The 18,848-nt window shown below is 65.7% G+C and carries 18 protein-coding genes; 10 read left to right on the top strand and 8 right to left on the bottom strand.

Translation table 11 applies throughout. The annotated features are described in order from the left end of the window. The first annotated feature begins 5 nt into the window (after nt 1–5). The 7 genes from AC10V3_RS22885 to AC10V3_RS22855 all read left to right on the top strand — a co-directional run bounded on the left by AC10V3_RS22885 (nt 6) and on the right by AC10V3_RS22855 (nt 8,452). On the top strand, nt 6–1,253 hold the full coding sequence (locus AC10V3_RS22885) for an MFS transporter (protein WP_022537681.1): 1,248 nt from the start codon (nt 6–8) through the stop codon (nt 1,251–1,253). Nucleotides 1,254–1,315: 62 nt separating this feature from the next. Beyond that, nucleotides 1,316–2,164 carry a dihydroorotate dehydrogenase electron transfer subunit gene (locus tag AC10V3_RS22880; protein ID WP_022537680.1) on the top strand — a complete coding sequence of 283 codons (849 nt, stop codon included), beginning with the start codon at nt 1,316–1,318 and terminating at the stop codon, nt 2,162–2,164. After that, complete coding sequence (locus AC10V3_RS22875; RefSeq protein WP_022537679.1) at nt 2,157–3,107, top strand: dihydroorotate dehydrogenase; 951 nt, start codon at nt 2,157–2,159, stop codon at nt 3,105–3,107. The genes AC10V3_RS22880 and AC10V3_RS22875 overlap by 8 nt, the downstream gene beginning before the upstream one ends. 72 nt (nt 3,108–3,179) lie before the next feature. Next, nucleotides 3,180–4,433, top strand: coding sequence for a Zn-dependent hydrolase (locus AC10V3_RS22870; protein WP_022537678.1), 1,254 nt, complete (start codon nt 3,180–3,182; stop codon nt 4,431–4,433). Nucleotides 4,434–4,459: 26 nt separating this feature from the next. Continuing rightward, nucleotides 4,460–5,512: a dihydroorotase gene (gene pyrC, locus AC10V3_RS22865; protein WP_490924045.1), complete on the top strand. Its 1,053-nt coding sequence runs from the start codon at nt 4,460–4,462 to the stop codon at nt 5,510–5,512. Between the two features lie 27 nt (nt 5,513–5,539). Beyond that, nucleotides 5,540–6,982, top strand: coding sequence for an aspartate ammonia-lyase (gene aspA / locus AC10V3_RS22860; protein WP_022537676.1), 1,443 nt, complete (start codon nt 5,540–5,542; stop codon nt 6,980–6,982). A gap of 396 nt (nt 6,983–7,378) precedes the next feature. After that, nucleotides 7,379–8,452 carry a porin gene (locus AC10V3_RS22855; protein ID WP_022537675.1) on the top strand — a complete coding sequence of 358 codons (1,074 nt, stop codon included), beginning with the start codon at nt 7,379–7,381 and terminating at the stop codon, nt 8,450–8,452. 11 nt (nt 8,453–8,463) lie between these two features. Here AC10V3_RS22855 and AC10V3_RS22850 read toward each other — a convergent pair whose 3' ends face one another. Further along, nucleotides 8,464–9,402 carry a LysR family transcriptional regulator gene (locus tag AC10V3_RS22850; RefSeq protein ID WP_022537674.1) on the bottom strand — a complete coding sequence of 313 codons (939 nt, stop codon included), beginning with the start codon at nt 9,400–9,402 and terminating at the stop codon, nt 8,464–8,466. 159 nt (nt 9,403–9,561) lie between these two features. On the opposite strand from AC10V3_RS22850, the gene AC10V3_RS22845 reads away from it, so the two are divergent. From AC10V3_RS22845 to AC10V3_RS22835, 3 genes are all read left to right on the top strand, one after another. Further along, on the top strand, nt 9,562–10,566 hold the full coding sequence (locus tag AC10V3_RS22845) for a tripartite tricarboxylate transporter substrate-binding protein (protein WP_022537673.1): 1,005 nt from the start codon (nt 9,562–9,564) through the stop codon (nt 10,564–10,566). Between the two features lie 13 nt (nt 10,567–10,579). After that, nucleotides 10,580–11,659: a maleylacetate reductase gene (locus AC10V3_RS22840; protein WP_022537672.1), complete on the top strand. Its 1,080-nt coding sequence runs from the start codon at nt 10,580–10,582 to the stop codon at nt 11,657–11,659. A 159-nt stretch (nt 11,660–11,818) separates the two neighbouring features. Continuing rightward, nucleotides 11,819–12,103: a hypothetical protein gene (locus AC10V3_RS22835; RefSeq protein ID WP_454752686.1), complete on the top strand. Its 285-nt coding sequence runs from the start codon at nt 11,819–11,821 to the stop codon at nt 12,101–12,103. 86 nt (nt 12,104–12,189) lie between these two features. On the opposite strand, the gene AC10V3_RS22830 is transcribed toward AC10V3_RS22835, so the two are convergent. The 7 genes from AC10V3_RS22830 to AC10V3_RS22800 all read right to left on the bottom strand — a co-directional run bounded on the left by AC10V3_RS22830 (nt 12,190) and on the right by AC10V3_RS22800 (nt 18,848). Beyond that, a complete protein-coding gene (locus AC10V3_RS22830; protein ID WP_022537670.1) occupies nt 12,190–13,158 on the bottom strand; it encodes a Bug family tripartite tricarboxylate transporter substrate binding protein in 969 nt (322 codons plus the stop codon). Nucleotides 13,159–13,358: 200 nt separating this feature from the next. Continuing rightward, nucleotides 13,359–14,177: a TetR/AcrR family transcriptional regulator gene (locus AC10V3_RS22825; RefSeq protein ID WP_022537669.1), complete on the bottom strand. Its 819-nt coding sequence runs from the start codon at nt 14,175–14,177 to the stop codon at nt 13,359–13,361. An 84-nt stretch (nt 14,178–14,261) separates the two neighbouring features. Further along, on the bottom strand, nt 14,262–15,524 hold the full coding sequence (locus AC10V3_RS22820; protein WP_022537668.1) for an MFS transporter: 1,263 nt from the start codon (nt 15,522–15,524) through the stop codon (nt 14,262–14,264). 66 nt (nt 15,525–15,590) lie between these two features. Further along, nucleotides 15,591–16,346 (bottom strand): maleate cis-trans isomerase family protein, encoded by a 756-nt coding sequence (locus AC10V3_RS22815; protein ID WP_022537667.1) that lies wholly within the window; start codon nt 16,344–16,346, stop codon nt 15,591–15,593. A gap of 23 nt (nt 16,347–16,369) precedes the next feature. After that, nucleotides 16,370–16,825, bottom strand: a complete 456-nt coding sequence (locus AC10V3_RS22810; RefSeq protein ID WP_022537666.1) for an acyl-CoA thioesterase — start codon at nt 16,823–16,825, stop codon at nt 16,370–16,372. Further along, complete coding sequence (locus AC10V3_RS22805; RefSeq protein WP_454752685.1) at nt 16,822–17,979, bottom strand: FAD-dependent monooxygenase; 1,158 nt, start codon at nt 17,977–17,979, stop codon at nt 16,822–16,824. The genes AC10V3_RS22810 and AC10V3_RS22805 overlap by 4 nt, the downstream gene beginning before the upstream one ends. Then, nucleotides 17,976–18,848: a VOC family protein gene (locus AC10V3_RS22800; protein WP_022537664.1), complete on the bottom strand. Its 873-nt coding sequence runs from the start codon at nt 18,846–18,848 to the stop codon at nt 17,976–17,978. Before AC10V3_RS22800 ends, AC10V3_RS22805 begins: the two co-directional genes overlap by 4 nt.

The raw sequence follows: 18,848 nt of genomic DNA, 5'->3' as shown, positions 1-18,848 counted from the left end.
TCCCCATGGAAGCAAACGCCAAAGCATCGATGGCCCCCGCCGGTGCAATTCCTGAAGAAAAGACGTCGCCCTATGCCTGGAAGGCCCTGGCCGGGTCTGCCATTGGCTACGCAATGGACGGCTTCGACCTGCTCATCCTGGGCTTCATGCTGCCCGCCATCAGCGCAGCGCTGCTGCTGAACACCAGCCAGTCCGGCGCGCTGGTGACCTGGACGCTGGTAGGCGCCGTCGCCGGCGGCATCATCTTCGGCTCGCTCAGCGACCGGTACGGCCGCGTGCGCGTGCTGACCTGGACCATCGTGCTGTTTGCGGTGTTCACCGGCATGTGTGCGTTTGCGCAAGGATTCTGGGACCTGCTGATCTACCGGACCATCGCCGGTATCGGCCTCGGCGGGGAGTTCGGCATCGGCATGGCGCTGGCGGCCGAAGCGTGGCCGGCCAGCAAACGGGCACGCGTCTCGTCCTATGTCGCGCTGGGATGGCAGGCGGGGGTGCTGATGGCGGCACTGCTGACGCCGCTGCTGCTGCCGGTCGTCGGCTGGCGCGGTATGTTCCTGATCGGCGTGCTGCCGGCCTTCGTTGCCTGGTTTGTGCGCAACCGCCTGCACGAGCCGGAAGTCTTCGTGCGCAGCACAAGAACCGAGAAGAAAGCCAACGCCTTCAGGCTGCTGGTCGCGGACAGGCGCACCACGCGGACCAGCCTGGGCATCGTCATCCTCTGCTCGGTCCAGAACTTCGGCTACTACGGGATCATGATCTGGCTGCCGACATACCTGTCGAAGGCGCTTGGTTTCTCGCTGACCAAGTCCGCGTTGTGGACCTCGGTGACCATCGTCGGCATGATGATCGGCGTCTATATCTTCGGGCACCTGGCCGACCGCATCGGCCGCAAGCCCACCTTCCTGATCTTCCAGGCGGGTGCCGTGGCCATGGTCCTCACTTACGCAAAGCTGTCGGACCCGACGACGATGTTGTGGGCAGGCGCCGTCATGGGCATGTTCGTCAACGGCATGATCGGCGGATACGGCGCGCTGATCTCCGAGGCGTACCCGACCGCCGCCCGCGCTACAGCCCAGAACGTGCTGTTCAACATCGGCCGGGCCGTTGGCGGCCTGGGCCCCATCGTGGTCGGCGCGCTCGCTGCCACCTACTCGTTCCAGGTCGCGATCGCCTTGCTCGCCAGCATCTATGTGCTGGACATGCTTGCGACCTTCTTCCTTATCCCTGAACTCAAGGGCGTCGAGCTGGAATAACAGCACGCAATGCCGCGCTCCCATTGCGCGAGCGCGGCGGTTTCAAATCAGCAGGAGTCATCATGTCAGCAACCGTGTGCGGTGGGCGCAGCAGCGCCACCGTCGCTTCCTATCGCTGCCGGGTAGTCGAGCACTACTGGGTCAACCAGCGCTACAAGTACATTCGCCTGGCGTCGGACGCGCCGATCGCCACCATGACCAGGCCCGGGCAGTTCTATCAGCTCAAATGCCCCAGCACCGGTGACGAGGAACCGTTCCTGCTCCGGCCCATGAGCGTGTACGGCGCCGGCCCGGCCGACGGCACCATCGAATTCCTCTACAACGTGACCGGCGTCGGCACGCGCGCCATGTCGACCCTGCTGGTCGATGGCGAGATGGATATCGTGGGCCCGCTGGGCAATACCTTTACTTTCGCCCCGTCCTTCCGGCGCATCCTGGTCGTGGCCCGGGGTGTCGGCCTGGCCACGATGGCACCGCTGATCCGGCAAGCCGCGGACGCAGGCGTCGCCATCACTGCGGTGATGTCGGCGCGCAGCCGCGACGACCTGATGGAGAAAGAGTTCCTGCGCGGCGCTGCCGCCGAGGTCCACACCGTCTTCGACGCCGACGGTACGTCTTCGGTCGAAACCGTTGCAGTGCTGCTGCGCGAGCTGATCGACGCACAGCGGCCCGATGCGGTCTACACATGTGGCTCGCATAGACTGTTGATGCTGCTCCAGCGCATCCTCGGCGACTACCCCGCCGTCAGGGGAGAGGTGGCCATGGAGCAACGGATGGCCTGTGGCATGGGCGTATGCCTGTCCTGCGTGCGCCTGTTCGACTGCGAGGGCGACAAGCAGTTTCTCAGGGTCTGCCGTGAAGGCCCGGTGTTTCCGATTCGCGAAGTGGTTGGGGAGGTGGATTTTGGCTAATCTGACTGTACGGGTCGGCGACCTGACGCTGCGCAATCCCGTGATGCCCGCCTCCGGCTGCTTCGCGATCGAGTACCGCGAAGCGATGGACCTCAACCAGCTTGGCGCCCTGGTGATCAAGAGCGTTTCACCGAAGTCCCGCGCCGGGAATCCCACGCCCCGCGTTGCGGAAGTCCACAGCGGCATGCTGAATTCCATCGGCATTCCAAGCAAGGGACTCGACTACTACCGCGGCAGCGTGCTGCCGCCCTACACGCAATACGACACACCGGTCGTGGTCTCGATCTCCGCCGACACGGCGGAAGAGTTCGCGCTGGCTTGCGAGGAGATGTCGCTGCCGGAAGTCGCGGCCATCGAGGCCAATATCTCCTGCCCCAACCTCGAGGCCGACGGCATGGCCTTTGCCATGCTGCCGGAGACCACCTACAAGGCAGTCTCCGCGATCCGCCGCCGCACCAGGCATCCGTTCTGGGTCAAGCTGACCCCGAACGCCAGCAATATCGCCGCCGTGGCGCGGGCCGCCGAGGACGCTGGCGCCGACGCCATCGTCATGGGCAACACCGTGCTCGGGATGGCGATCGACATCCGCACGCGCAAGCCCAGGCTTGGCAACGTCATGGGCGGCATGTCGGGCCCAGCGATCAAGCCGATTGCGCTGCGGCTGGTCCATCAGTGCTATCGCGCGGTGCGCATTCCCATCATCGGCTGCGGGGGCATCCAGAACGCGGACGACGCCGTCGAGTTCATGCTTGCCGGTGCCAGCGCGGTCCAGGTGGGCACCGCCTCGTTCCGTGACCCTGGCGTGATGCAGAAGATCATCGACGGGCTCCATGCCTATTGCGAAGAGACGGGCACCGCGGCGATCCGTGACCTCACCGGACAGGTGAAGCTCGACCGTCAACTGAGCGACCGCTGGTTGCGCTTCGCGCAGCAGTCGGGCTGAGCCGGCAGCCATCCTCCCGGACCAGGCCGCGTCACGCTCTCGCGTGGCGCCACCAATCATGCTGGACATGTCATGGATATTCTGGAACTAAAGCCCGTCGCGGAACAGCTCTTCCGGGACATACGCGAGCTATCGTTTGACGGCGTTGGCGTGACGCGCGACAGCTACGGCGCGGGGGAAACGGCAGTGGCCGAATACCTGCGGCGTTTCGCCGAAGGTCATGGCCTGCGCGTAGAGGCCGACCGCGCGGCCAACCTCGTATTCCGACTCCCGGAGTCGGAGGCGAGCGCGCCCGCGGCCTGGGTTGGGTCTCACATGGACTCCGTGCCCAGGGGCGGCAACTACGATGGCCTCGCGGGCATCGTGGCCGGGTTGCTCTGCCTGCTCGGCCAGAAGCAAAGCGGGACGTACTCGCCGGTACCACTGAAGGTGATTGCTTTCCGCGGGGAAGAAAGCGCCTGGTTCGGCAAGGCCTATATGGGCTCGGGCGCTGCGCTAGGCAAGCTGACGGCTGACGACCTGGCACTGGGACATCGCCAGACCGGCCAGACGCTCGGCGCAGCCATGGCTGCCGCAGGCGCAGATGTTCAAGCGGTCACGAACCAGGAGGTGCTGTTCGATAAATCCGCCGCCGCGGCCTATCTCGAGTTGCATATCGAGCAGGGCCCGGTCATGGTGGCGCGCCAGCTGCCGCTTGCCGTGGTCCCCGGCATCCGCGGCAATGTGCGGCACAACCGGGTCACCTGCGTCGGTGAGCCGGGGCACTCCGGCGCAGTGCCGCGCTGGCTGCGCAAGGACGCGATGTTCGCGGTGGCGGACCTGATCACGCGCCTGGACGAACACTGGAAGGCGCTGCTGGAACGCGGCATCGACCTGGTAGTGACGACCGGCATCGTGTCCACCAGCCCGGAAGAGCATTCCATTTCCCGCATCCCCGACACCGTGCACTTCAGCTTCGAAGCCCGCAGCAAGAGCGCCGAGACGCTCGAAGGCTTCTATCAGTTGTTCCGCACCGAATGCAAGGCGATCGCGCGGGACCGGGGCGTTCGCTTCGAGTTTGACCGACGTATCGATGCCGCGCCCGCCGTGATGGACGGCCGGCTCTCCGACCTGCTGACCGAGCAATGCAAGCGGGAGAACCTCCCCACCGAACTGGTACCGAGCGGCGCCGGCCACGACGCGTCATTGTTCGCGAACGCCGGCATCCCCACCGGCATGCTGTTCGTGCGCAACGAGCATGGCTCGCACAACCCGGACGAAGCCATGGACATCGACGACTTCATGCTGGGCGTCAAGGTCCTGTCCAACACCATTTCGAGCCTGTAAGGCCCACGAAGTCCCGGATATCCCCAATGCCTGAGACCCTGACCATCCGCCGCCCCGACGACTGGCACCTCCACCTGCGCGACGGCGACACGCTTGCCGCGGTGCTGCCGCATACGGCACGGCAGTTCGCCCGCGCCGTCGTGATGCCTAACCTGAAGCCGCCGGTGACAACGATCGCGGCTGCCATTGCCTATCGCGAACGTATCCTCGCAGCACTGCCGCCGGGCGCACGCTTTACGCCGTTGATGACCTGCTACCTCTGCGACAGCACCCGCCCTGCGGAGATCCGCGAGGGCTTCGAGGCAGGCGTCTTTAGCGCCGTGAAACTGTACCCCGCCGGGGCCACGACCCACTCGGAGTACGGCGTGACCTCGATCGAGCGCGTGTCCGCCGTGCTCGCCATCATGCAGGAGCTTGGAATGCCTCTGCTGGCCCATGGCGAGAGCACCGACCCGGCGGTGGATGTATTCGACCGGGAAGCCGTGTTTATCCGCCGCACCTTGCGCCCGCTGCTGGCGGCGTTTCCACGCCTGAAGGTCGTGCTGGAACATATCACCACCGAAGACGCGGCCGACCTCGTCATGCGCGATGACAGCGCAAGGCTGGCAGCAACCATCACGCCCCAGCACCTGATGCTGAACCGTAATGCCATGTTCACCGGGGGCATTCGCCCGCACTATTACTGCCTGCCTGTGCTCAAGCGCGAGCAACACCGCCTCGCGCTGCGGCGGGCAGCGACATCAGGGTCCCCGTCCTTCTTCCTCGGCACGGATTCGGCGCCCCACGACACTTCCGCCAAGGAGGCCGCCTGCGGCTGTGCCGGGATCTTCAGTGCGCCAACCGCGTTGGAGGCCTATCTCACCGTGTTCGAGGAGGAGAACGCCATGGCACGGTTCGAAGGCTTCGCCAGCGAGCACGGCGCACGCTTCTATGGCCTCCCGCTCAACGAAGGCACCGTCATCCTGCACCGGACCCGTACCCGCGTCGCCGGATCGGTATCCCTTCCCGACGGCAAGCGCATCCAGCCCTTCCTGGCGGGCGAGACGCTGGAATGGACACTGGCATCGCCTAGTCTGTAGATATCACCAAGCTGCAGGGAGCCCCTGATGAACACCCCCACATTCCGCATCGAATCCGACCTGCTAGGCGAGCGCGACGTGCCCGCCGACGCCTACTACGGCGTCCACACGCTCCGGGCCGTCGAGAACTTCCAGATCTCCGGTACGCCGATCTCGGCCTACCCCAACCTGATCCTCGCACTGGCAGCGGTCAAGCAGGCCGCGGCGGAGGCCAATGCCGAGCTTGGGCTGCTGCCGGTCCCACTCAGGGATGCGATCATCGCGGCCTGCCAGGAAGTGCGGGAAGGCAAGTTCCACGACCAGTTCGTTGTCGACACCATCCAGGGCGGGGCCGGGACCTCGACCAACATGAACGCCAACGAGGTCATCTGCAACCGTGCCCTGGAGATTCTGGGCCATAAGCGCGGCGAGTACGCTTACCTGCACCCCAACGAGCACGTCAACATGGCGCAGAGCACCAATGACGTGTATCCCACCGCGCTGCGCATCGCGACGTTCTTCGCCATCGGGCATCTGCTCGAAGCGATGGAAGTCCTGCGGGCCGCCTTCCACGACAAGGCAGTGGAGTTCGCCGGCCTGCTCAAGCTCGGCCGCACGCAACTCCAGGACGCCGTGCCCATGACCCTGGGCCAGGAGTTCTCCACTTACGCCGTGATGCTGGAAGAGGACATGGCGCGTCTGCGTGAAGCCTCCGCGCTGATTCGCGAAGTCAATCTCGGCGCCACCGCCATCGGCACCGGCATTACCGCCCACCCGGATTACGCCGCCAAGGCCACCGCGGCCTTGAGCCGGATCACGGGCATCGAGCTGCTCACCGCCCCGAACCTGGTGGAGGCAACCCAGGACTGTGGCGCCTTCGTGCAGATTTCCGGGGTACTGAAGCGCATCGCCGTGAAGCTGTCCAAGACGTGCAACGACCTGCGCCTGTTGTCGAGCGGGCCGCGCGCGGGCTTTGGCGAGATCAACCTGCCACCGATGCAAGCCGGCTCCTCCATCATGCCGGGCAAGGTAAATCCGGTGATCCCGGAGGTTGTGAACCAGATTGCCTTCGAGGTCTTCGGCAACGATACGGTCGTGACGTTCGCCGCGGAAGCCGGGCAACTGCAGCTCAACGCCTTCGAGCCCGTGATTGCCGCGAGCCTGTTCCGCAGCTTCAAGCATCTCACCAATGGCTGCTTCACCCTCGCGGAGAAATGCATCAAGGGCATTACCGCGAACCCTGAGCGGCTGCGGGAAACGATCGAGCGCTCGATCGCGCTCGTCACGGCGCTGAACCCGATCATCGGCTACAAGAACGCCACCGCGGTGGCCGCAGAGGCGTTTGCCAACAACACCAACATCCGCGATGTGGTGCTGCGCCGCAAGCTGATGACAGCAGCCGAGCTCGATGAAGCCCTGCGCCCCGAGGCATTGACACAGCCCCGGGTCTATCCGTCCAACCCTCCGCGCGAGGGCGGTCCAGCCAGATGAATTGGAATTGCCATATGTCATTGAGTCGCAATGAACTGACCCTGGGCACCTCCGTCGCCCAGGCCTTGCTGGATGCCGGCTGCATTGCACGAGCTGGCGTCGTTCCTTGCCAACCCCGCCGGCTGGTCCCAGGCGCATGGGGGGCATCGGCGCGACATAACGCCACCGGTCTCCTGAAGGCACTGACGGTAGCCGTCTGAAGGGAAGAAGTACACCGCGCGGCAATCTCGTGGGCGTCATCAGCACGGTCCGCGGCCACCGCTTGCCGCTGCCCCGGCAGTGATCTAGCGCCTTTTTACACCCATCCCCGTCGCTGTGGCTGGCGGCCATCTCATGGCCGCCACGGGCTCCCTTTTCCTTATTTCAACCAACTACATATCAATACGAGGAGACATCATGGCCAAAAGACCGCGCAACGCTGCACTGTGCACCGCCCTGCTGACAGCGGGACTAGGCTTCAATGCCAATGCGCAATCGAGCGTGACGCTGTACGGGCAAGTCGATTCCTACATCGGCAGCACACGCGCCGCGGGCGGGGAACGCGCCTTGGTCGTCGGTGCAGGCGGTATGCAGACGTCCTACTGGGGGATGAAGGGCGTCGAGGATCTTGGGAGCGGCATGCGTGCCATCTTCGACCTGAACGGGTTCTACCGCGTCGATACGGGGCGATCCGGCAGATCGGATACTGACGGCTTCTTCACCCGCAGCGCCTTCGTGGGCCTGCAGAGCAATCGCTACGGTACGGTCAAGCTGGGCCGCAACACCACGCCATACTTCCTGTCGACGATCCTGTTCAACCCGCTGGTCGATTCGTACGCGTTCGGGCCATCGATCTTTCATACCTACAAGGCCGCCACCAACGGACAGGTCTACGACCCCGGCATCATTGGCGACTCCGGCTGGTCGAACTCCGTCGTGTACTCGACGCCGACGTTCGGCGGCCTGACCGCCAACCTCATCTACGCCTTCGGCGAGCAGGCCGGCAGTACCGGCCAGAGCAAGTGGGGCGGAAACCTGACCTATTTCAACGGCGCATTCGGAGCCACGGCAGCGTTCCAGCAAGTCAAGTTCAATGCGACACCAGGAGACGTCACCGCTCCCAGCGCCCTGGTTGGCTTCAACAAGCAGAATGCGGCCCAGGTCGGACTGTCTTACGATTTCAAGGTGGTCAAGATGTTTGCCCAGGGTCAGTACATCAAGACCGATATCAATGGGGGCGCGGGCGACATCAGACACACGAACGCCCAGCTCGGCGCCTCGGTTCCCCTTGGCGCTGGCAGCGTCTTGCTGTCATACGCGTACGGCCGGACCAGGCATGGCACTAACGACTTCAGCAGGAATACCGCGGCAATCGCCTATGACTACAACCTGTCAAAGCGCACCGACTTGTACGCGGCCTACTTTTACGACAAGCTGACTTCCCAATCCCATGGCGATGCGTTCGGGGTGGGGATGCGGCATCGCTTCTGAGCCTTGCGTTCCTAAGCCAGCGCCACCTCCCCCGTCATCGCCAACTGCCAGCTAGGCGGGCTGCCAATGCTCGCCGTCAGGTGCGTGCAGAAGGCCTTGACCTTGGCGCTGGCGTGCTGCGTCGCGCGCAGCAGGTAGATGCCCCCCTGCGCTTGCGGCAACAGCCCGTCTAGCGTGAGTTCCACCAGGCGGCCCGCGCCGATATCCGGGCCCACCGACCAGTCTGGCATCAGCGCGATGCCGAGCCCCTGGAGCACAGACAGCCGGCGCGCGTCACAGTCATCGCACTCGAGCGCAAAGGTTGCCTGTGCGCTGTGCGCCGGTGTCAGCAATTCCCGCCAGCCGCGCATGCTGGTGCTGTGGCCACGATCGATGAGGCGGTGCCGCCTGAGTTCATCCGCATGGACGGGGCGTCCATGTTGCGCCAGGTAGGCGGGGGTCGCACAGATGATGTAGCGCTGATCGGATATGCATCGTGCAATCAGCGAGCTGTCGGCCTGCTGGCCGACACGTATCACAACGTCGAAGCGTTCCACCACGGGATCCACCACGCGCTCGGTCAGCGCCAGCTCCACGGTCAGGCGCGGGTATTGCGCGTAGAGCGCGCCCAGGTGCGGCACCACGTGGCGCCGGCCGAAGGCGGGAAGGCACGCTACCCGCACCAGGCCACTGACGCCCTGCTCCAGCGCGGTGACGGCGTCGCGCGTATCGCTGAGTTCATGCAGGATGCGCGTGGCCCGCGCGAACAGCAGGTCGCCGGCGTCGGTGCGGACCAGCGCCCGGGTGGACCGCGTGAACAGCGGCACGCCGAGCTCCCGCTCCAGCGTGTCGATCTGGCGGGCGACCGACGACGCGACCATGCCGCGCTGGCGAGCCACGGCCGAGAAGCTGCCAGACTGCGCGACTTCGACAAAGATGGCCAGGTTTTCGGCGAAGCGAGCGGATTCCATTTTTGCGATCCTCGCAAAGGCGTTGCGCGAGCACATCAGCTTCCCGCGTGTATGGCGGCGAGTTTAACATTCGACTGGCCAACGCAACCGGCGAGCTTTGGCGAAATAAGCAAAAGTGAAGCGCCGGACATATCAAGACCGACAACGGAGCCGATCCCGATGGAGACAACTGCAAAGATGACGATGCCCCACGTCCGGCGACGCCTGACGGCCGCTGGCATGCTCGCCGCGATCGCCGTGGCGATGGCCGCGCCCGCCAGCGCTCGCGCCGAGAGCTGGCCCGCCAAACCCGTGACGCTGATCGTGCCCTATGCGGCAGGTGGCACGGTCGACAAGGTCGCCCGCCAGGTCCAGGACGGACTGCGCAAGCGGCTGGCGCAGCCCGTGATGATCGACAACCGCGCTGGCGCAGGCGGCACCATCGGCACCGGGCAGATCGCGCGCAGTGCTGCGGACGGCTACACCATCGGCATGGTGTTCGATGCCTTCGCCACCGAGCCTTATATCTATCCCAAACTGCCGTACGCCTCGCACAAGGACCTGACCGGCGTCTCGTACATGGTGCGCTCGCCGATGGTGCTGGTCGTCCCTGCCAGTTCGCCTTACAAGACGCTGCAAGACTACGTGGCGGCGGCGAAGAAGCCAAACGCCGTGTCTTACGCGTCGGTGGGTGCGGGCAGTTCCAACCAGCTGGTGGCCGAACTGTTCCATGAAGCGGCCGGCACCAGCGGGATCCATACCCCGTACAAGGGCGGCGGTCCGGCGATCAATGACCTGCTCGGCAGCCACGTCGATTCGATGATCGCCAGCCTGCCGCTGGTGTTGCCGTACGTACAGGCCGGCAAGCTGCGCGCGCTGGCCGTGACCGCGCGGCAACGCGATGCGCGACTGCCAGCCGTACCGGCAGTGGCCGAAGCCTACAAGGGGTTCGAGGCCTATTCCTGGGTGGCGATGATCGCGCCGGCAAAGACGCCGCCGAACGTGGTCGGCAAGCTCGCGGCCGAGGTCAACGCCACGCTGCGCGATCCCGCGATTGCCAAGCTACTTGCGGACGGCGGCTTCGAAGTCATTGCGGGGGATGCCGCGCAGGCCAACAAGCTGATCCAGGAAGAATCCGCACGCTGGGGCCGGCTGATCAAGGCTCGCCATATCGCAACGGAATAGGTGCTCGCCCATCATGCAACCGTTTATCTACCAGACTCACCCGCAACGCATCGTTTTCCGTCCCGGCGCGCTCGCGGCGCTGGGCGAAGAGGTCGACACCCTCGGTGCCGGCAAGGTGCTGGTGCTTTGCACACCGGCGCAACGCGACCTGGCCGAACGTGCGGCGGCGGTGCTGGGCGCGCGCTGCGCCGGCATCTTCGACGGCGCGGTCATGCATGTGCCGGTGGAACAGGCGCGCCTGGCGCGCTCGACCGCGGCTGAACTTGGCGCCGATTGCGTGGTGGCGATCGGCGGCGGCTCGACCATCGGACTGGGCAAGGCCATCGCCCTCGAATCGGCGCTGCCGATCGTTGCCGTGCCGACGACCTATGCCGGATCGGAGATGACGCCGATCTACGGCATGACCGAGGGCGGGCTCAAGCGCACGGGCCGCAATGCGCGGGTGCTGCCGCGCACTGTGATCTACGATCCCGACCTGTCTCTCGGCCTGCCGGTTCCGGTCAGCGTGACCAGCGGGATCAACGCCATCGCCCATGCCGCCGAAGGGCTGTACGCCGCGGACCGCAACCCGGTCAGCGAATGGATGTGCCGCGACGGCATCGCGGCGCTGGGCCGCGCCCTGCCCGTCATCGCACGGGGCAGCGGGCAGGATGACGCAGAGGTGCTGGCGGCGCGCGGCGATGCGCTCTATGGGGCCTGGCTCTGTGGCGCCGTGCTGGGCAGCGTCGGGGTAGGCCTGCACCACAAGCTTTGCCACACGCTTGGAGGCACCTACAACCTGCCCCATGCCGAGGTGCACACGATCGTGCTGCCGCATGCACTGGGCTACAACGCGCCGGCGGCGCCGGAAGCCATGGCGGCCGTCGCGGCCGCGCTGGGACGCGACAGCGTCAGCGGTGCGCAGGCGGTGTTTGACCTGGCGGCTTCGCTGGGCGCACCCGTTGCGCTGCGCGATATCGGCATGCGCGAGGAAGATCTCGATCGTGCATGCGAGCTGGCGCTGCGTGAACAGTATCCCAATCCACGCCCGCTGGACGCTGCCGGCATCCGGCAGCTGCTGGATGATGCCTTTCATGGGCGGCGACCCGGCTGATGCCGGTCACACCCGGCCTGCGGCAAGGCGGCGGGCCGGCGCCCATTAACAATCGATTACATATACCGGGATCTGTTTGCACTATCCTCCGCAGCCAAAATGACGCCGCGGCCAAACCCTTGCTGCCGGGCGCCCAATGACACGGATGGAGGAGAACGCATGAAAACGATCCACTCGCTTTCCCTGATGGCAATGGCCATGATGGCTGCCGCCTCGGGAACCGCTCACGCGCAGCATGTTGTCGGCGGGATGGGCGAGGAAGTCAGGATTGGCGCTTTTTCCGGCCCGGCGCACGGCAACGGGAATCGGGGCCTGTCGGATAGTCGCGCATTCAATGCGGCGAAGCGGGACAAGGGACGCACGCGGAGCACCGAGCGCCATGATGCGCGCCCGGGCACCGTGCGCGCACCGGCATCCTCGATGCCGGGCAGGCATTTGCCCTAGCCGACCGGAGACGAGCGCCCGCCGGTTCGGGCGTCATGCCCCGGGCCTGCCCTTCTCCGTCTTTTCCCGCTTCTCGCCTCCCAACGTCATTCGGGCTTCACGCCCGCATCCTGGATAACCTTCTCCCAGCGCACCTTCTCCGCCTGTACGAAGCGCGCGCTCTGTTCCCGGCCTTGCGCCATCGGATACGTGCCCAGGTCCTTCAAGCGCTCGATGAAGGCAGGCTGCGCCAGACTGCTGCTCACCGCCCTGTTGATCTCGTCGAGCACGGCAACCGGCGTGCCCTTGGGCGCAAACATCGCGAACCAGCCCTTGGCGACCAGTCCGGGTGCCACGTCCTTCGCCAGCGGAATGCCATCCAGTCCAGGCAGTGCGGTGTCGGAGGTGACCGCCAGCGCCTTCAGCCGGCCGCTGCGCACCAGCGGCACCAATGGTGCGATACCGTCGACATAGACCGGCACATCGCCCTTCACCACGGCCTGGATCGCCTGGGTGGTGCCGCTGAAACTGACCTGCCGAAACTTCGTCTTCTGCAACTGGCCCATCATCTCGGCGGTCAGGTGCGGCACGGAGCCGCGGGTCGGGCTGCCAATGGTGATGTCGTCCGGGCGCGCCTTGCCTGCCTTGAGCACATCGGCAAGGCTCTGGTACCCGGCCTTGGGGTCGGCGACGAACATCATCGGCGTGTAGGCCAGGGTGGCGGCCACCTCCGTGTCGCGCTGGATGTCGAACTTCGCTTCCTTGTACATCATCGGCGTGATGACGGCGGCGGCGGCATGGAACAGGCCCAGCGTGTAGCCGTCGGGGGCCGATTGCCGCAGCGCGCTCATCGCCACGATGCCGTTGCCGCCGGGGCGGTTCTCGACGATGACCTGTTGCTTCCAGGTTGCCGTCAGCCGCTCGGCCACCTGCCGGGCAATGATGTCGGGGGCGCTGCCCGCGATCGATGGCACGACGATGCGCACCATCTTGCCCGGATAGCCGGCAGCATTGGCAGTGGCTGCGGCACTGAACCCGGCCAGAAGAAGCAGCCCGAGGCAGGCGCGACGTTTCATGTTGTCTCCCGTATGTAGCACATCGTCGCCGGGGGCGTCATTGGCGATGAATATTTGATATAGCGTCAATTAATTCTAATTTAATTGGTGTCATCTCAAATAAGGACTTACCACTACCGGACCTCGCTGCATGCGAGCAAAGTCAGGGCGGCGTCACGAACGACGCGCCCTGGCGGAATGGGACAACGAGGAAAGGGAGATCAGGCGGCCTTGCTGCGCGGCTTGCGTGCCGGCTGGCGGTTCTGCTGCTTCCACGCTTCTATGCCGTCGAGCGTGATGCGCAAGCCCTCCTCGAAGGCGATATCGGAGGAGAGCCGGGAAAAAGCCTTGCTGACAAAGCGCGCGCCAGGATATTGCAGCTCGGACGCGGAATCGAGCTTCTTCTCGATAAAGCCCTGGTGGTATACGGGCAGCTGGCGCGATGCTTCCGCCATGCTGGCGGAGACCAGATACTGCGCGATCAGGTGGTAACCCAGCGCCACCTGCTCCGCGGTAAAGCCGCCCTGCATGATCGCCGACGTCATGCGATTGAAGAGCTCCATGCCGTAGTCGGTCTCACCCGGTGCCACGTCCTGGAACAGGCGGAAGCGGTTGTGCGACGCGACATAGATGCTGACGCCGGGATTCTCCACCGCCACTTCGAAGCTCAGCCGCGCGATGGCTTCGACATCGGCGCGCCAGTCCCCGGTCAGCGACGGCAGGCGCCCTACCCGCTGGCGGTAGTAGTCGTTGAGCACGCCGGAAACCAGCTGGTCCCGGCCGCCGAGGTAATAGTGGATCAGGCCGGGTGCCACGCCGAAGTCCTTGGCCAGCTGCACCATGGAAATCTGGTCCAGCGGCATGGTCTTGGTCAGCTTGATCGCGTGCTGCAGGATGGCCACGCGGCTGAGCATCGGCTCGGCGCCGATGGGCGAGTCGGTCTTGGGCGGCCGCCCACGGCGGCGCGGCGCAGAGGGCACCTCGGGAGCTTTGGGCGCCTTGCTGGCGGCGTCGGCGGAAGACTTGCGGGCGGCGGGCATCCTGGATTTACCGGTCGATGGCACACGGCCGCAGAAAAATTGCGGCCCTGGGAATTCTACCCCGGCGCACCCGCATTCGAAAAATCAGGCGCCGGCCGGCTCTGGCATGCTGCCGGCATGCGCGCAGGACCGCCGATACCTGCCGAGCGACAACGTCAGCACACCCGCCACCAGCAGCATGTAGGGCAGCACCACGAAGGGCACGCCGTAGCTGCCGTGCCGGTCGAACCAGGCACCCAGCCCGATGGGCCCGATCACCGCGCCAAACCCGTAGCCGGAGAACGCGACGCCGAACAGCGCACCGAACGACCGCAGCCCGAAGTACGACCGGACCAGGTAGGAGATCAGGTCGCCTTCCGCCCCGATCGTCAGGCCGATCAGCGTCGCCGCCACCAGCAGCATCTGGTAGTCGTTGCTCGAACCGAGCAGGTAGATGCCGGCCGCGCCGCCGATAAAGAAGACACAGGCAACGAACGGCGCATGGATGCGGTCGATCAGGATACCGGTCAGGATCCGGCCGATCAGCAGGCCGACACCGACCATCGAGGCACTGCGTGCGGCGTCGGCGGGATTGAAGCCCTTGTCCGCAAACATGGCTGGCAGGTGCGGGCCCAGCGACAGCGTGGCCGAAGAGCCGAGCACGAACACACCCCAGATGGCCCAAAGGCGGTAGCTGCGCAGGGCCTGCCTGAGCGGCACGCCTTCCGCCAGCGCTGCCTGCGCTTTCGGTTGGCCAACTCCGGCGGCGCGCCGCTCGCGCAGCAGCGCACAGGCAAGCAGGGACAGCATGATCGAGCCGATGCCCAGCGCCACATAGGCCGTGCGCCAGCCGTACCCGGTCACAAGGTACTGCGCGGTCGCGGGCATCAGCACCGTGCCGGCGCCCAGCCCGCACATCGCAATGCCCAGCGCCAGCCCCAGGCGCCGGTCGAACCATTGCGGGAGCACAGCCAGGTAGCCCAGCACGGATGTCGCCGCACCGAACACCCCCACCACCACCGACAGGCTGACCCACAGCGCCTTGCTGCCGTTCTGCAGCGCCATGCATGCGGTGGCGAGGCCGAACACCAGCGCCGAGACCGAGATCACCTTGCGGATGCCGTAGCGGTCCATCATGGTCCCGACCAGCGGACTGACCACGGCCAGCCCGAACATCGACGCGGCATAGGACAGCGAGGCTTCCGAGCGGCCCCAGCCGAACTCCGCCGCCAGCGGCTTCACGAACACGCCGGCAGTGGCATTGAACAGGGGCGCGTAGCCCGCGAGCATCCCCAGTGCGGCGCCGAGTATGACCGCGACATAGGTCCAGCGCCCGGCCGGGGGCGCCGGTTGGAGGGCAGGCTGCATGGTGGTTGTCTCCGTTTATGGTGTGGCGCCGCCTCTGCGGGCGGCGGCGGGAAAGCCTGGGTACCGCTAGGCGAGGCCGGTCTTGCTGCCGAGGTAGGCGCCGGCGTTGGGCGCCTCGGCCAGGATCCCGAGCCGGCGCATCATCTGCCGCGCCGTGCAGACTGCGGTCGACGTGACCGGGATGCCGAGCGCCAGTTGCGCCTGCTCGATCGCCGGCAACGAGGGCATCTGCACGCAGGCGGACAGCACTACGGTGTCCACGCCGGCCGAGTCCAGCCGTTTGACGTCTTCAAGCAACTGCATCGGGTCGCGCGCGCCGACATCCAGGTTGTCGAGAATCGAGAAATTGATGGCGTCCTTCACCACGATCCCTTCGCTTTCGATGTACTCGACCACGGTGCGCGTCAACGCGTCGCTGTAAGGGGCGAGCAGCGCAATGCTTTTGGCGCCGAAGTCCCTGAGCTCCTCCACCAGCGCGCCGGCGGAGGTCATGATCGCCGGCTGGTAAGGCACACCGTCGATGGCGGCGTTCAGGTCTTCGATCACCTGCCGGTGATATCCCTTGCCCATGCACATGGTGGCCACCAGGCAGGCGGTACTCATGATGTCGACGCGCGCGTCGGCAAGCTCCTGCGCGCAGCGGCCCATGTCGCGGTTCATCTTCTCGAGCTCTTCCGCCACCACCCGGTGCATGCGCACGCGGCTCGAATGGAAAGAGAAGCGCTCGGGAAGCACCTGCATGCGGCCGGCGAAAATGGCCGGCACTTCGCGCTCCATCGTGATATTGGAGCTGGGAACGATTTGTCCGATTCTGTATTGCATGATGGTTGCGAGATAAGGCGGTGCTATGCGGCTGCGGCGGGTCGCAGGAAGGCCGACAGCGCCGCGCGCAGCGAGTCGGGGATGGGCGTGCCGACGCGCTCGTCCAGCCGTACGCAGATCGGGGAGAAGGTGGCGTCGAACACTGCCGCGCCCTCGGGCCGCCGCGCCATGCAGCGGATATCGTAGGAGCGCGTGCGGATGGCTTCCACCCAGCACTCGATGTCGATCACATCATCCGGCCACAGCGTGCCGATGAACTCGAAGCGCATGGCCTTGCACGGGGTGCCCACGCCATGCACGGCGCCGAGCCGGCCGGCGCCGCCGGCGATATGGTCCGAGAACAGGCCGACCGCGCCGAGCAGGTAGTCCGTGAAGCGGCCGGTGTAGACCACGCCGGCCGGGTCGCAGTCGCTCCAGCGCACCGTGCGGCGCACCACGAAGGGCTGGTCGCTCAAGACGTACTCGGTCGCGCGGATCATGGCTGCTGCCCTGCTTCCACGGAGACGCCGGCTGCCGTAAGCTCTGCCAGCAGGTTCGGGTATTGCTCCTTGAGCCGGTTCAGGTCGACCCGCCCGGTGCGGGTCATGAAGCGGAAGACAAACTCATGCGGCGTGGGCAGGTCCATCCATTCGCGGATGCGCTCATACCAGTAGTACGAGGCCTCCGACGCGCGGATCAGCTTGGCCTTCTCGGGGCGGCGCACTTCGTCGTAGCGCTGCAGCGCGGCCTGGACGTCATCAGGAAAGGCGACGATGGCATCCGCCAGTGCGATCGCATCCTCCATGGCGATACGCGTGCCGGAGCCGATCGAGAAGTGCGCGCTGGTCAGCGCATCGCCAATCAGCACCTGGTTGCCGACATGCCAGGTATCGTTGATCACGACCGGGAACTGGCGCCAGACAGAGTTGTTGGACACCAGCTTGTCCCCACCCAGCTCCGCAGCAAAGATCTTCTCGAACAGCGCCTGGCGCTCTTCCTGCGTCATCGTCTCCATGCCGAAGTCGATCCAGGTCTGGTGGTCGCACTCGGCAACGAAGGTGCTCATCGAGTCCGAATACGGATAGTAGTGCGCGACGAAATACCCGCCCTTGTACTTGCGGAACACCAGCGCCGGGTTGGGAAAGGCTTTCTCCACGCCATACCAGGCGAAATGGTTGGTCAGGCTGCGGCGTCTGGTGCCGAACCCCTCCTCGTTCGCGGCGCGCAGCAGTGAATTGACCCCGTCCGCACCGACAACGAGGTCGGCATCGAGCGCCGCGAAGTCGCTGATGTGCTTGTTGTAGGTGATCCGCACACCCAGTTCCCGCGCCTGCGCCTGCAGGATCGACAGCAGCCGGATGCGCGGGATCGCGCCGCCTCCCGCGCCCGGGCGCTTCATCGTGATCGGGAACTCATGGCTGACGATCGAATGGCGGTCGCTGAAGCGCATTGCCTTGGCCAGTTCGTCGACCACGGTCGGTGAAGCGGCACGCAGGTTCGACAGGCCGGTATCGGCCAGCACCACGCCGAAACCAAATGTGGCGTCTTCCGGGTTTTGCTCGTAGATATCGATGTCGACCGAAACCAGCCGCTCCTTCAGCAGGATCGACAGGAACAGGCCGGAGGGGCCACCGCCGATGATGACGATCTTCATTTTGCGTCCCCGGGTGAGATGACCAGTGCATCCATGTCGAACTGCTCGATGCGGCCTGCCAGGCCGCCGGTCAGCGCGCCGTACCAGACTGCCGGCTTGAAGCCCAGCGCCTTGCGCCGGAAGCTGATGGTGGGATTGCCGTCGATGCGCACGTAGCCATTGCCGAGCGCGGTGGTGGCGTAGCCCTCGGTCTTGCCGGCGACATCGATCAGCGCCGCGAACTCCGGCACGTCCAGCACGAACACCGATGCCTTGCCAGCGGATTCGGCCGGCGCGGCGATCTGGCCGGCCTTGCGCTGCCACACCGGCTCGATCGATCCGAAGGGCTTGCCGTCCTTGGCCTCGTTCTCCAGTTCGATGGCAGCTTCGATCGTCAGCTTCGCGTCCAGTGCGTCGGCCTCGCTGAACGGGCGCACCTGCCACGTGATCTCGATCGGGTAGCCGTTCGGGTCGTTGAAGTAGATCGACTCGATCACCTCGTGGCGGATCTGGTAGCGCAGCGGGATACCGACCGCCTCCACGCGCTGGCGCCACAGCAGCAGCTCGGCCTCGTCGCGCACGCGCCAGGCGGTATGCGTGGCGCGGTCCTGGTAGTGCTCGCGCACGGTCAGCCAGTCCGGGCGCTCGGTGCCGATGTAGTAGAAGAAGGCGATGGTGCTGCCGTTGCCGCTGTCGAAGAAGAAGTGCAGGAAGTCGGCATGGTTGTCCGGGCCCCAGCCCTTGGCCGAGATTGCGTGTACCAGCGGCAGGCCCAGCAAGTCGCGGTAGAAATGCACGGTCTCGGCCAGCTTCCAGGTGGGACGCGCCGTGTGGTGAACGCCATGCAGCTGCACGGACGGCGCTGCGCCAGGGTTAGTCGCTTCGGTCAT

Source organism: Cupriavidus sp. PB-02 (assembly GCF_058252315.1).
Note: the sequence above shows the minus strand (reverse complement) of the source record. Positions and strands in the feature narration are given on the sequence as shown.